We start from the raw sequence: 14,686 nt of genomic DNA, 5'->3' as shown, positions 1-14,686 counted from the left end.
TTTACCAGTATCTTTGCCATGATGGTTTTGCTAAACGCATTAAGGCTTCCATGTAAAAATAATCGCCCCATAAGTTGGGTTCATCAATCCCTTTTCCTTCTGCATGTGCGTAAACACCATGGAGTAGCAGTCCTTCATTTTCGGAATCATTTTGCGTACGATAATATTCTCCTAATTGATAAATCATTCCTTTGGCAAGCTCTTTCGCTTGAGGAAAAGCCTGTAGTTTGTCTGCTTCCAATAAACCACATGCCGCAATTGCCAGTGCCGAGCTATCTTTGTCAGATGGCATTTGGTCATTAAAATCAAAATCCCAATAGGGAATTAAATCTGCTGGCAAATGAGCTAGAAAAACCTCCACTATTTGTGGATAAATTTCCGGAAATCGTTGGGAATGGAGAAATGTTTCGTTTAGGGGAATCCCTAAAATTGCCCAACTTTGGCCTCGTGCCCAAATGGAAGTATCACTATGTCCTTGATGCGTAGCTCCATGTTTTGGTTTGCCTGTTTCTGGATCAAAATAATAGGTATGATAAGTTGTCGCATCGGATTTAATCACCGTTTTCATTAACGTATGATAGTGACGTGAGGCAATTTCCTCATAAACCCTATTTCCAGATAATTTAGTTGCTTCAAATAAAAGCGGTAAATTCATTAATGAGTCGATAATTAATCGATATTCTTTGGGATCACCATAATGGCCCCACGCTTGAATGAAGGAGCCATTTTCTTGGAATCGTGCTGACAATACTTCAGCGGCAGCTAGCACTTCTTGTTTACAGCGCTCATCACCGGTAATTTTATACCCAGCACCCGCCGATAGACTATATAAAAAACCAATGTCATGGTGGTCCAAAACAAAATGCTCCTCTAATCGTTGTTGAAAGCTGTCAATATTTTCCATTGCCAGTAAACGAAATTTTTCTTGGTGAGACCACTCATATGCCAGCCAAAGCATGCCTGTCCAAAAGCCATTGGTCCAATCATCGTTAGCTTTGAGACGATATCGACCATTCGTAGCACAAGCTGAAGGAAACTGTGTTCCGAAACGCTGCATATTTTTAGCAATTTTTGAAACGCATTCATTTAATTGCGTTTGAATCCATTCATCTGTGACATTTTCTCCTAGAGAGATCAGTCTTTGTTTATTTTCTTGACTACACATCTCCACCACTCCTTAACTTGTTAACATATTAACTTATTGTATTATAACGTAAAAGAAAATAAAAAGCGACCTTTCTTGATTATTTCTCTTAAAAACAAGAGCGTGGGACAAAAATCACTTTGGATTTTTGCTCCACGCTCAAAAACTGATAAACGGCGGGAACAGAACCAACACTACGCGTTGCTCCGATCTCAACAACTTCTAAGAGCTAAAGCTCTAAGAGTTGAAGGTCCTTCGGAAATAAGCCGAAATTGTTGAGAATCACGAAGAACGTAGTGATTCGATGATGAACAATACCTACTTGGTCTCCAAAAATCAAAGAGAAATTTTCGGAAATTTCTTCTTATTTCTCAGAGCTAAACGGTTCTGTCCCGACCTCTTGTTATTTATTCCGACCGAATACTTCAATTTGGGTCAACGCTGGAAACGGAGAAGAGTCCAGCGCTTTTCGTAAGCATGTTAATGTCAAAGTTTGTGTTGTTTTCATTGGGAACTTTATTTCTTGAAAACAGGCGGTATTCGTTGTGGCAACTACTCGTTCCTCACCATCTGAAAAAGCTAAAGTGACTTCCTCCCAATAGCTATCATGTGGGTAATCCGCCCGAAATAGCAAGCGGATCCAGTCCGTTTCTACAGGCCTGCCAAAGTCAATCGTTAACTGTGCCTCCTTTTGCTGGTTAATTCCCCAAGAAGCAAATGGATACGAGCCATGAGAAAGGTTACCAAACTTAGAATCAATCGCATTTTTCGCAAAGAAAACAGCATCGTCTCTCGTTTCAACGTTTGCATATGCATGAGGATAGGCTCCTGAATATTCTTTTTGGTCATGTGTATTCATAGAAAGATTTTGATAATTGTCTTTTTCAAACGTGTGCGCTTGTCGAACCATTATTTGGTGCCTTGCTGAATGAAAGGCCGTATCAACAAAAGCTTTTCGAGCAGATTCTTCTAATGGAATTTGATATTCCCAAACTTTTTCTTTTAGATAAATCAATGAAGGAGCCAAAGTTTCATCTAATTGAACCATCAAATAAGGGGTAGCCCCTGTATAAGTCACTACAATTTTATCGCCAACTTGATAAAGGTACTGTTTAATTGCTAATACCGCTAACGTGTCTCCCTCCGCCATGAATGGCGCTTCTGGCTTTTCGTGATCGATTCGGCCAGTAATAATCTGATTGTCTTTATTTTTCAATTCGATTTTTATCATTTTTTATTCCTCCCTTGTCACACCACCTACCAAACAAATCAGGCGATGCGTTCCTATTGGTAGCTCTTTTTGCAAATAAGGTAAACTTGTTCTTTGGAAAAACAACGATGTATTGGGTTCAGGTTGAAGAATACCTGCGTGGTCATACCCTTCAATTGCAACTATTTGCGAACCCAATTCTCCTGAATCGACTCTAGCCCACTCTTTACCAAGTTCTTTTTCTGAAAATTTTCCAAGTAACGGTAGACTAAATCCTCCTTCGCGCACTTTTAATGGAACCGATGTCACTATTTCATGTACTCTAACATGCCATTCTCCAAAAGGATAAATGGTTGTTTCAATTTCTACTTCTTGAAAAGGTAGCCATTTATAATAAACTTGCTCCTCTGTTAAATAAAAATCATGAACTTTCCCTTTAACACGAAAATATTCACCATCACGAGAAACAGCCAATACGTTATCAAAAGCCCCCTCCTCATAACACGCGCCAGCTTTGGGAACGCTAAAACCAAAGCGGCTAGAATAGACAAATTTACTATATTTAGCCGCGGCATGCGCTTGATTTTCAAGCCATAGTCCTGCAGGATAGCCGAGGACATGCGTTTTCATTTTAGGATGGATTAATAACATGTTTCCCTTTTCTATCAAACGCTTTTCTTCTCGTTTTATCGCCAGCGGTTCAGCACGCCAAAACGGATGGTCTTGATCCACAGCGAGCAACAAAAATGTTTTAAAGGCCCAATACGGAGAGCCTGGTGCGTTATAACCTTCTGCCATTACTAAATTTTCGTAATGATAGCCAATGGACAACCGACCATCATAAGTGAAAATAGTCTGTTGCATCCAACAGTGTAAATGTTTTGCTAACAGCGTTTTTATTTGTCCCCAAGGTAACGCCTCTACTTCTGCAAATATCAAAGCTGCGAAAAATGCACCTTGAGCAAACCGATACGTTTGACTACGTCCGTAAGGTAAAGCTTCGCCCTCCTCATCAAAATAGTACAGATAGTCCTGCGCGAACATAACGGCTCGTTCTGTAAAACGTTTCGCACGAACAGGATCTCTTTCTCGCATAAATTTGACATAAATCAAACTATAATAATGAAAAGCAAACGAAATATAATAATCTCTTTGCGTAGTTTTACCATCCATATACCAACCATCACCTAAATACATGCGTTCAATCAACGCCAATTCTTCCTCTAGTTCCGCTTGGTTAATCACTTGTCCACATTCCTCGAGTGCCAAACGAATGAGCACTTTGAAAAACGTCCAATTATTTTTAGGAATTTTACAACCAAGTGCTTTATTTAGCCAAACCATGATATTTTCTTGCTGTTTCTCAGAAAAACAGGCCCAAAAATATGTCTTATGAAGCAATAAAGTTAAAGATAATGCTGCTGCTTCCACAATATATTGATCATAATCAACAATATCGCCCCAATAGTCTGGGGATGACGGATCGGTACCTGCGATTAATTTTTCCACATAAGCATCTCTTAAAACATCATCTTTACAAGCAACCCAATACGGTCCAATTCCCCATAATGGTCGAATGAGCGCTTCCATTTCAGCATGTTGCTGATCATAGACAGCACCACTGGACCCAAAATTCACGCCAGGTTTTTCTGATGTTAAAATAGCCGTTTTTAAAGGTGTCATGATTGTTTCAAAAGCTTCCAAATATGCTTCTCTGGTCAAAAAAAGATTACTTTTTAACGATTCCATGCTTTTCGCCCCCATTAGTTTAATTCAAAGAATAACAAGAGCACTTATTTTTTTCAACTATCGTTTAATGAATAAAACGACGTATTATGAGAGCAGAATTTCACTTCCCTTGAACTTAACATATTAATTTTTTCTTTATTTTTGTTGAGCCTTGAGCTATTCACTTTATCCAACAAAACTTCCTTTATCAAAAATGAATAATAAATGAAAAATAAGCAGTCTAACGCAGGAAATTCTCATAATAAATATTTAAAAAAAAAGAGTCTATGACAAAAATCCAAAGGGATTTTTGTCATAGACTTAAAATATGAGAGAAAAGACATCAAAAGTAATGGTCTGATTAACCTTCACAAGTTTTATGATGCTTTTCAAGATATCATTTTAATACAATTTTACGCCTTGCGGTTTACAATAAAAGAGTAAATTGCGATACAGATAATCGCTCCTAGCAACGCTGAGATAATTGGAAAGCCGCCGATGACTGGTCCTAAAGAAGGCAACAAGAGTGATGCTACCCAACTTCCTAAAAAGCCCACGATAATATTTCCAATAATGCCACCTGGCACGTCTTTTCCTAAAATTGCGCCAGCAATTGCGCCAATAATTCCTCCGACAATTAATGCCCATAGAAAGCTAAACATTTGAAAAACCTACCTTTCATAGTTGATTTTTTTAGTTAATTTTCCTACTTTAAGGATAAAACAGAAAGCAGACTTTTTCAAAAGATAGGACTTTTCAGAAGTCAATTTATTCTTCTACATAAGCTAAACGATAGGATACTGTGCGACCAAAAGAAAATACTTGCAAACCTTGTAAGCGATCTGATTTCAAGTAACCAATGGCTCCTTGGAATAGTGGTAAAACACCAGCATCTTTTTCAATTAATGTTTTTTCTAAACTTAGTAATTCATTCCAGCGTTTTTCAGGTTCATTGGCGTAATCTTTTCTAACTTTTTGGAGACCCGCATCATACGCTGAATCGTTATAACCAGAAGTATTTAAGCCACTTTTTGAGTCATAAAATTCTAAAAAATTAATGGGATCAGCATAGTCAGGTGTCCATGTTCCAAAGGCTAAATCGTAATTACCTGCTGTTTGTAAATCCAAACGATTTTGCAAAGGCAGTGATTTTAATTTGATTGTTAAACCTGGTAAATTTTGTTGCAATTGCCCTTGAACAAATTCAATGGTTTTCTTGGCAATCGCTGAGTCCGCTGAGATTAGTTCCAATTCAATTTTATCTTTGCCCAACTCTTCTTTCGCTTTGGTCCAGTTAGCTTGGGCTTCTTTAATATTATATGGCAATAAATCACCATTTTCTTTACGGAAATCTTCACCTGTATCTGGATTTTTTGCAAAATTAGCTGGTACAAAACCATTTAAAGCTGTCGAGCCATCTCCTAAAATTTCTTTTGCAAAAGTTTCTTTGTCAATCGCTTGTAAAAAAGCTTTTCGAACATGTTCGTTGCCGGTAATTTCACGGCGATGATTTGGGCTTAAATAACCCACCATGGCTTTAGGCACAAAATGCGCTTGTTTTGACTCTTTATACTGAAGTGCATAAGTATCTGCTAAAACAGTGTAATCTAAATCGCCATTATCAAAAAGATTGGCTCCTGTGCCAATTTCTTTCACTACTTGAACATCAATTTCATTCAATTTTACGTGTTCTTTATCCCAATAATGATCATTCTTCTTCAATTTCCAAGTTTCGGAATTGCCATCCCAGCCTGAAATTACAAACGGCCCATTGCCAACAAAATTATCTGCAGAAGTCCCATAGGCAGTACCTTTTTCTTTGGCAAAGGCTTCATTTTTAGGCATAAAAGGTGTTCCAACTAAGACTTGGGCTAAATAAGGAATTGGATTTTCCAATGTTAGTTCTAGTGTCTGGTCATCGATTGCTTTGACACCAAATTCTTCCATCGTGGCTTGTCCTTCCCGCACCGCACGCCCATTTTTAAAAATATCCATTTGATTACTGCTACTTGAACCATACGTTGGATCGACCACGTTTCTAAACGCAACTACAAAATCCCCTGCTTTAACAGGATCCCCGTTTGTCCATTTTGCCTCTCGTAACTTGAATGTATAGACTAACCCGTCTTCACTAACTTGTGGCTCTGCTTTCGCCATAGCTAGCTCAGGATCTCCGTTTTTATCTTGTCGATACAAGCCTTCAACTACTTGACCAATCATATCGGAACTATAGACATCTGTATAATGAGCGCTGTCTAATGTCGAGAGTTCACCACCAGATGCGACGTTAATTTTCTGTGTAGCTGCTTCATTCGAGGTCGTTTTCGAACCGCCACTTCCACATGCTGCTAAAACCAAGCCCAGTGCAACAAGTCCGATTAACCACTTTTTCTGTTTCATACCAAAACTCCTCCTTCTGTTCAAACAACTTACCTACATTTTACATGATTTTCCATACATTTGTCCTTTTTCAGCACTTACTTTTTGAAAGAAAAATATTTTTTTAAGAATAAGAGTTGACAGATATTTTTTCTGGTGGTACAGTATTGAAAAACAGAGAACAGAAGAGTAACTGTTTCCTTTAGTGAAGAGAGTCTTTGGTTGGTGGAAAAAGACGTAAAGAAACAGCGAACCACATCTGGGAGTTGACTTTTTGAACCCTTAGTAGGAAAGTCCGGGACCACTCGTTAACAGGCGAAGTTATGAACTTCATAAGGTTCGTGTTGCGAAACACGAATAAACTAAGGTGGAACCACGATAATTGATTATTCGTCCTTTGGCTAGTCAGCCAAAGGACTTTTTTGTTTTTTTAGATGCACTTTTCAATCTGAGAGAGTGCCTCAACTGCTCAAGTCTGTTGTCCTCTTTTCCATATGCTTAATGGGATAATCTAGAAAAGCAACAGGTTTTCTGTTCCGTTCGAACAATTTCATACTTACAAATCAAGGCTTAGGACATAGTAATTTAGCTCTTCCTTTACAGAGACTTTTTCATTGGCTGAAAGAAAAAGATGGATTCTTCTTTACTCACACCTAAAAGATGTTTTTCTGAATCCTTTAGTAAGAAAAAACGGTGACTCTATCGTTAACAGAGAGTAGTTGTCAACGCAACTACATAAGGCTTATCTTGTGAAAGATAAGTAAATTGAGGTGGCACCACGAATGCGATTCGTCCTCTTGGCTCACAGCCAAGAGGCTTTTTTGTTTTTTAATAAAAATTGTTGGAGGAAAAAATGATGGATTATATTTTAGAAATTTTACCTGCTTTAGTTAGCGGAGCTGGCATGACACTGAAAGTCTTTTTCTTTACACTCCTTGGCTCGATTCCACTGGGGATCATCATTGCCTTTATTTTACAAAGTTCGTTTAAACCTTTACGTTACTTAATTAACCTCTACATTTGGTTAATGCGCGGCACTCCGCTATTGTTACAATTAATTTTTGTTTTTTACGGCTTACCATTAATTGGTATTGTCTTTGAACGTTACGATGCAGCCTTATTCGCATTTATTTTAAATTATGCTGCGTACTTTGCTGAAATTTTTCGCGGGGGGATTCAAGCAATTCCCCAAGGTCAATATGAAGCTGCTAAGGTTTTACGTTTAACACGTTTTCAAACAGTCACGCGAATTATTTTGCCACAAGTTGTTAAAATCGTGCTGCCTTCCGTAGGAAATGAAATTATCAATTTGGTCAAGGATACTTCTCTTATTTATGTACTTGGCTTAGGCGATCTTTTACGTGCTGGTAAAATTGCGATGAGCCGCGATGTTACATTAGTGCCATTAGCTTTAGTGGGAGTGATTTATTTACTCTTTACGGCAATTTTGACTGTTGCTTCTAAGAAAATTGAAAAATTCTATCAATATTATAAATAGGAGGACTCTACCATGTTAACTATTAAAAATTTAACCAAACATTTTGATAACCGGACCATTATTGATCACTTAAATTTAGAAATTCCAGAGGGTAAAATTTTAACGATTGTTGGTCCTTCAGGCGGCGGAAAAACCACTTTACTTCGTTGTTTAGCTGGTTTAGAAACCATTGATTCTGGTGAGCTTTTGTTGGATGGTGTTCCTTTCAATCCTGCTGAAATGGACAATGCCGATCAAGTGGTTGGGGTCGTTTTCCAGGACTTCCAACTTTTCCCTCACTTATCAGTTTTAGAAAACATTACCTTAGCACCTACATTAGTACTAAAAGAAGAAAAAGCAAAAAGTCAGCAAGAAGCTTTAGAATTACTGGAAAAATTGGGCTTAGCTGGTAAAGAAAAACTCTATCCGTACCAACTTTCCGGTGGACAAAAACAACGAGTTGCACTTGCTCGTGCCTTAGCAATGAAGCCAAAAGTTCTTGGGTACGATGAACCAACGAGCGCGCTAGATCCAGCTTTACGCCAACAAGTGGAAGAAGTTATTTTAGATTTACGGAAACAAGGCATGACACAGATTGTCGTGACCCACGATATGGCTTTCGCTGAAAAAATTGCAGACAATCTTTTGACGGTTGCCCCCGTCCAATAGAAAGGAGTTTATGATGAAAAAGAAATATTCTTTAGCCTTGCTGGTTATCTGTTGTAGTTTACTCCTATTTGCAGGTTGTGGTAAAAGAAAAAGCAACGAAGATCAATGGACACGGATTAACGAAGAAAAACGGATTATTATTGGCTTAGATGACTCCTTTGTGCCCATGGGTTTTCAAGATAAATCAGGCAAAATTGTCGGCTTTGATGTCGACTTAGCCAAAGCGGTTTTTAAACTTTATGGCATTTCCGTTGACTTCCAACCGATTGATTGGTCTATGAAAGAAACAGAATTACAAAATCAAACCATTGATCTTATTTGGAACGGCTACACTAAAACGAGCGAACGGGCCGAAAAAGTTCAATTCACACAACCTTACATGACGAACGACCAAGTACTTGTTTCTTTAAAAGAAAAAAACATTGCAACAGCGAGCGACATGCAAGGCAAAATTTTAGGGGTTCAAAATGGCTCTTCTGGCTATGATGGCTTCGAAAGTCAGCCGGACGTTTTGAAAAAATTTGTTAAAGACCAAACGCCTATTTTATATGACGGCTTTAATGAAGCTTTCTTAGATTTAAAATCTGGCCGAATTGATGGGCTCCTAATTGATCGCGTCTACGCCAACTACTATCTTTCCCACGAAGATAATTTAAAAAACTATACTATTTCTCATGTCGGCTATGACAATGAAGATTTTGCTGTGGGCGTCCGCAAATCAGACAATCAATTAGTCCAAAAAATCAATACTGCCTTTGAAACGTTACGAAAAGATGGCACCCTTAGTAAAATTTCTCAAAAATGGTTTGGAGAGGACGTTACAAATCATTAAAAGTTGACCAATAAAAAATCCTGAAGCTCTCAAAATCGAGAGTTTCAGGATTTTTTTATCCAATTGTTTCTTCAAATTGTTGAGTGATTCGATACGTTTTCGGTTTCTTTCCTTGAACTTGAATATACGCTTGTTTTTCTAATGTTTCCGTTATTCGCTTAACTTTTCCGTAGGACCAGTTTTGATTTTCTTGAATCTCTTTAATCGACACACTTTCGGTGCCATTTCTAAACATATGTGCTTGAATTAATAAAAATAGAACACTACATTCATCTTCAGGTAACTCTGAATGTTTTAACCATTGCGTGGCTCTTTTCAACTGATTAGTCCATGTTCTCAGCTCTTCTAAAATTTCCGTTTGTCCTAATAAGATAAATTCATACATCGTCTGAACAAAAAGAGTTACTTCTCCTCTATTTCTTGGATTTGTGACTTCGGAAAAAGCTTTTTCATATTTTCTCTTATTATGGGTTACGGCATTGGAAACAGTCAATCCTGTCAGTGGATCCAATTTTCTAGAGAGATAGTTAGACATCAAAAAACGGCCCATTCGTCCATTCCCATCATAGAAGGGATGAATATACTCAAAATAGTAATGACTGATACAACATTTAAGTAAGCTTGGTAGTGCTGATTGATTCATAAAAAGGATAAGTTTTTCTAGATCAGCTATAATACTTTCTTCGTTGGAACTACCTTGATGAACAACTTTGTCTTTATCACTGATATACACAACAGATTTCCTAAATAATAAACCATCTGGATAGTCTTCTTCTTGGATATCAGCTTTAAAGAGTTCATCATAGATTTCTCTAAATTGACCTAATGTTTCTATTTTTAGCATTTTATCAGTCACAATACCTTTATACATGTTTACAATGCCCTGAAATCTTTCAGTTGAATTAGCATTTAATTTGTGTAAAACTTTGCTAATATCTTTTCTTGAACTTTTAACCCCTTCAATTTCATTCGTACTTTGTATCTCTTCAATCAATTGATAAAAAAAGATATTTTTTTGTACAATTTTTGGTAATTTATGTATATATCTCATTATTTCTTGAGAATTTTTCATAATTTTTTCTTGTAATACGCTGTGTTGAAGTAAAGGAACGTAGAATAACTCATAGGTTTCTTTTGTTTTCCGTTCTTCTTTGTCAAAGGGGTGGATAAATAACTTAGTTTGTAAAGTAGAATCAAAATTTAAACGTTCTTGATATTTCTTTTCAAAAGAATCTCTATTTTTATAAAAATCTACTTTTAGTAATTTATATGTCATTATACCCCTCTTTTCTTATTCTAAATTACAAAAAAACGTTTTTTTGTAATTTAGAATACCTTTCACTTAAATTTAACATTCAAAATTACAAAATTCAACTATTTTATAATTTTAAATTTACATAGAAAATTTAGCAAATTCTAACTTATGAAGAACTTTTATTTTTGCTACACTAGTAAAAGTCGAGAGAATTTGTCCTTTTTCTACCTAGAACAATCATTACTCTCAATAAATGAAAGGAGAAAAAAATGCCTACTAATAAAAAAGAAGGAATGCTTTTTACTACGTTAATGTGCTTTCTGATGGTTTTCGGAATGAGCACCTATAATTTATTATTGCATGGAGAATTTTCATTGTACGCCTTATCAAAAGGTTTGCTTCCTGGATTTATCGTTGCTTTTATTTTAGACGTTTTCATCGTTGGTGTCTTAGCTAAGAAAATCGCTTTTTCTTTACCCTTTAATAAAGAAAAACGGCTATTACTTATTCTGACCATTTCGAGTCTCATGATTATCGGCATGGTGACTTGTATGTCTTTATTTGGCTTATTAATGGAAGGCCAGACGTTGTCACTAAGTGCGTATTTCCAAGCTTGGGGCCTGAACTTTATTGTTGCCCTTCCTTATCAATTGCTGATTGTCGGTCCCTTTTCACGTATGATTTTAACCAATTACCAACAACGACAAACTTAGAAAATAGATTTTCATTATTTATTGACTTTTACTATACAAAAAAGAAATGAAAAAATGTATTACGCCTCCAAAATTAGAACAAAAATCTAACTTTGGAGGCGTATTTAAACTAGCAAAATATGATTATACATTCAAGAACAAATTAGTAAAATCTTATCAAAATGGAGAAAAGATGCTACCGAACACTGGGCAAAGCAATTTAATATCTCTTCATATTCCACAGTACAAAAATGAGTCAAAATAGTAGAAAACTTGATTTTAAAGTCCTTCATCAAAAAACTGCCAACGGATAATCCTGAATTTAAGTATTCTCAACATGATCAGAGCAGAACATCCTAATTAAAAATGATGCTCTAGCTGAATCCTTTTCTTGATTTGTTTAATGATGAAGTTTTATCCTTTCCATATTGCTAAACACTCGAATATAAAAGTGATTCTTGACAAAAGAAATTAATAAATAGGCTTATTCTTCTAATTATCAGCGAAGCAAAACGAAACTTTGGTTCAGTACTGTGAACGGTTCATTTCATAAAAATACCGACTAGATTTCTCCAGCCGGTATTCGAGCTCAATTTTGTATTTTACTAAAAAATCCCATTTTTTAATTTAGACTTCTTCTTCAATGATAAAACGTGGTCGCCCCTTAACTTCGGAATAAATTTTACCAATATATTCACCCACAATAGACAGACTGATTAATTGAATTCCCCCTAAAAACCAGATACTGATGATAAGAGAAGACCAACCAGCTTCAACATTTCCTGTAAAATGTTGTATCAAACTATAAATCATATAAAAGATACCAATTAATAAAGTAATAAACCCTATGTTTCTAACCATTTTAATTGGTACAATTGAAAAGGAAGTAATGCCTTCCATAGCAAAATTAAGCATTTTTTTTAGCGGATATTTTGACTCACCAGCTACTCGAATATTTCTTGAATAATAAACTTTTGTACTAGGAAATCCAACTAATGGAACCATCCCTCTTAAAAATAAGTTTTCTTCTTTAAAAGTTAGTAATACCTTAGTCGCCCGATTGCTCATCAAACGAAAATCTGCATGGTTTGGTACGGTATTCACACCTAGTTTATTCATAAATGAATAAAACATTTCTGCAGTTTTTCTTTTGAACGCGGTATCTGTATCACGATTGCTACGAACGCCATAAACAACATCGTTTCCATCATGATAAGCATCAATCATTCCCTCAATTGCCTCGACATCATCTTGTAAATCTGCATCAATCGTAACAATCATATCTGCAAATTGAACTGCTGTCGTCATACCAGCTAAAAGTGCATTTTGGTGACCAAAGTTACGACTAAATTTAAGACCTTTAAAATGTTCTTCTTGTTCAGATAGTCTTTTAATAATAGCCCATGTTTTATCTTTACTACCATCATCCACAAACAAAATGGAACTTTCTGTGCTTACTTTATTCTTAGCAATCATTCGTTTTAAAAAATCCAACAATACCTTGCTAGAAATAGGTAGTACTTCCTCTTCATTATAACATGGTACTACTATAAAAAGTTTTGACATTTTCTTTTTTCCTCCTATTAGTTGCTGTTAACACACTTTCCCATCCAATTGCTGAAAGTAAATAGAAAAATGGTAAAAATTGAATTAAATAGCGTGAGCGACCACCTTCAAATAATAGTAGAAACATCATAGCTCCAATAATAGTAAGCTTTATGATAATTTCTCTATATGAAATTTGTTTTTTATCAAAGGAGACCGTTGTTAAGTACATACCAAATAACGTAAATATCCATAAAATTTGCATATAAAAACGGAGTGTCCGTGTTCTTTTTCCTTGCTGATAGTAAAAATCTCTGAAAAAACTCTGAAATTTAGATTTAGATTTATTTTCTGGTTTTTGAGGAGTTCCATCTCTTCCCCAACCAAAATCACCACGATCAGTATTATTAAAATGCTTTTTGATAATAAATTTCAGATAACCACCTACTCCATAATCTTGAAGTCTTTTTTTTATTGTCTTCCCTGCATACTCTTTCCTTTCCTTAGTTGTTTTGAGCTTACTCATGGTTGATACATCTTGTGAGTTATAACCGCCACTTCCAGTTAAACCCATCATCATCCAATGTGTCATAGGGAATTGTTTTTCTTTATCATATTGAATAACCGTCTGTTGATTTTTATAAATAGTAAATGTAGTTACTGAACTTACCATTCCTATAACAAATAAACAAACACTGAGTATGTTAACATATTTCCTGTTTTTTTTGTAATTTGCAACAAAAATTACTATAAATACTATTGTCCAAGCAATTAAAAATATAATTGCAGAAGGTTTAATCAAAAAGGTAATTCCACATAATATCCCTAAAAAAAGAATACATATAAAATGATGTTTATTCTTTTTTCCAAGAAAAGAATAAACCAATAGTACTAAAGAAACAAACATAAAGGAAAGACTATCAGTATAAAGAACTAATAACCATGGTGATAATGCTAGACTAAACATAGATAGATATAAAACTAGATAACTAACCCTTTTCGAAAAAAGTCTATTAGCTGCTACTGTTAATACACCTATACCCGTATCTAAAACAACGATATTCAATAACTGCCAAAAAAGCCATGTATTACCAATATTAGGAGAAAAGTGATTTACTAAATTAATAATTCCCAACATTAAAAAAAAGAAAAAAGAATTATTAGGATACATTGATAAATAATTGCTAATGGATTCATTGGTTACATCTAAGTTTTTTAGCCCATTAAAAATACTACCAACATCCCAACCAATTGGGGCGGTAGTTACTACTACAATAATTATTTGGAAAACAACTGTAATGGCAATCAATATAAATGTTATTTTTTTCAGATGTTTTTTCAAAAAAAATATCATATTCTCAAAAAAAATAAGGAATCTTTTTCTATAATGGCTAGAAACTATCAACATTGTCATAGCAACTATTATAAATAGAATACAAATCAGGTGAGACGCTTTTAATTCTGACAAGTTTAAATTATCGGATTGAACAGCTCCAAAAATAGTCAATAAAATGACTAATGAACTGACTATATTTATCAATTTAAAAATTGAATTTTCTATTTTCATTATCTTTATCCTTTCTCATAAACCTCCAAATAGAATACACTAACAATTAAAAAAATTTCTTATTTTTATAAAAAATAAATAATGCAAGGAAATTGTAACATGAAATATCCTATTCATTCTTATATAAATTTCCGATAGTCTCTAGCTAGAAACTATCGGAAATTTCATATGAGTATAAATGAATATTA

General features: G+C 35.1%; 12 protein-coding genes and 2 other annotated features. Of the genes, 4 read left to right on the top strand and 8 right to left on the bottom strand.

Annotation, left to right across the window (positions count from 1 at the left end; all coding sequences use genetic code 11):
• Position 1 precedes the first annotated feature (1 nt).
• The 5 genes from IGL07_RS03060 to IGL07_RS03040 all read right to left on the bottom strand — a co-directional run bounded on the left by IGL07_RS03060 (position 2) and on the right by IGL07_RS03040 (position 6,482).
• On the bottom strand, positions 2 to 1,165 hold the full coding sequence (locus IGL07_RS03060; RefSeq protein WP_010817080.1) for a glycoside hydrolase family 88 protein: 1,164 nt from the start codon (positions 1,163 to 1,165) through the stop codon (positions 2 to 4).
• A gap of 382 nt (positions 1,166 to 1,547) precedes the next feature.
• Positions 1,548 to 2,375, bottom strand: coding sequence for a hypothetical protein (locus IGL07_RS03055; RefSeq protein ID WP_010817079.1), 828 nt, complete (start codon positions 2,373 to 2,375; stop codon positions 1,548 to 1,550).
• Between the two features lie 3 nt (positions 2,376 to 2,378).
• The gene (locus IGL07_RS03050) at positions 2,379 to 4,118 is read right to left on the bottom strand and encodes a DUF2264 domain-containing protein (protein WP_025189485.1); all 1,740 of its coding nucleotides are present in this window, start codon (positions 4,116 to 4,118) and stop codon (positions 2,379 to 2,381) included.
• A gap of 377 nt (positions 4,119 to 4,495) precedes the next feature.
• Complete coding sequence (locus IGL07_RS03045; RefSeq protein WP_002355684.1) at positions 4,496 to 4,744, bottom strand: GlsB/YeaQ/YmgE family stress response membrane protein; 249 nt, start codon at positions 4,742 to 4,744, stop codon at positions 4,496 to 4,498.
• A gap of 106 nt (positions 4,745 to 4,850) precedes the next feature.
• On the bottom strand, positions 4,851 to 6,482 hold the full coding sequence (locus IGL07_RS03040; RefSeq protein ID WP_010817077.1) for a peptide ABC transporter substrate-binding protein: 1,632 nt from the start codon (positions 6,480 to 6,482) through the stop codon (positions 4,851 to 4,853).
• Between the two features lie 147 nt (positions 6,483 to 6,629).
• Positions 6,630 to 6,862, top strand: a binding site (T-box leader).
• 156 nt (positions 6,863 to 7,018) lie between these two features.
• Positions 7,019 to 7,261, top strand: a binding site (T-box leader).
• Positions 7,262 to 7,314: 53 nt separating this feature from the next.
• Between IGL07_RS03040 and IGL07_RS03035 the strand changes: the two genes are divergently transcribed.
• The 3 genes from IGL07_RS03035 to IGL07_RS03025 are packed head-to-tail and all read left to right on the top strand — an operon-like array spanning position 7,315 to position 9,439.
• Complete coding sequence (locus IGL07_RS03035; protein WP_002383057.1) at positions 7,315 to 7,959, top strand: amino acid ABC transporter permease; 645 nt, start codon at positions 7,315 to 7,317, stop codon at positions 7,957 to 7,959.
• Positions 7,960 to 7,971: 12 nt separating this feature from the next.
• The gene (locus tag IGL07_RS03030; protein WP_002355681.1) at positions 7,972 to 8,607 is read left to right on the top strand and encodes an amino acid ABC transporter ATP-binding protein; all 636 of its coding nucleotides are present in this window, start codon (positions 7,972 to 7,974) and stop codon (positions 8,605 to 8,607) included.
• 10 nt (positions 8,608 to 8,617) lie between these two features.
• Entirely contained in the window at positions 8,618 to 9,439 is an 822-nt protein-coding gene (locus tag IGL07_RS03025) for an amino acid ABC transporter substrate-binding protein (protein ID WP_002368082.1), read from the top strand.
• Between the two features lie 55 nt (positions 9,440 to 9,494).
• Here IGL07_RS03025 and IGL07_RS03020 read toward each other — a convergent pair whose 3' ends face one another.
• Entirely contained in the window at positions 9,495 to 10,715 is a 1,221-nt protein-coding gene (locus IGL07_RS03020) for a Fic family protein (RefSeq protein WP_143103639.1), read from the bottom strand.
• 248 nt (positions 10,716 to 10,963) lie between these two features.
• Between IGL07_RS03020 and IGL07_RS03015 the strand changes: the two genes are divergently transcribed.
• A complete protein-coding gene (locus IGL07_RS03015) occupies positions 10,964 to 11,407 on the top strand; it encodes a hypothetical protein (RefSeq protein ID WP_002355676.1) in 444 nt (147 codons plus the stop codon).
• Positions 11,408 to 12,013: 606 nt separating this feature from the next.
• Here the strand turns inward: IGL07_RS03015 and IGL07_RS03010 are convergent.
• Together IGL07_RS03010 and IGL07_RS03005 are read right to left on the bottom strand one after the other, a co-directional pair.
• Positions 12,014 to 12,952, bottom strand: a complete 939-nt coding sequence (locus IGL07_RS03010; protein ID WP_002376017.1) for a glycosyltransferase family 2 protein — start codon at positions 12,950 to 12,952, stop codon at positions 12,014 to 12,016.
• Complete coding sequence (locus tag IGL07_RS03005) at positions 12,918 to 14,498, bottom strand: hypothetical protein (RefSeq protein ID WP_010817073.1); 1,581 nt, start codon at positions 14,496 to 14,498, stop codon at positions 12,918 to 12,920. Before IGL07_RS03005 ends, IGL07_RS03010 begins: the two co-directional genes overlap by 35 nt.
• Positions 14,499 to 14,686 lie beyond the last annotated feature (188 nt).

The organism is Enterococcus sp. DIV1368f, from assembly GCF_051712245.1.
Taxonomy (GTDB): domain Bacteria; phylum Bacillota; class Bacilli; order Lactobacillales; family Enterococcaceae; genus Enterococcus; species Enterococcus faecalis.
This window is presented reverse-complemented; position numbering and strand designations above follow the sequence as displayed.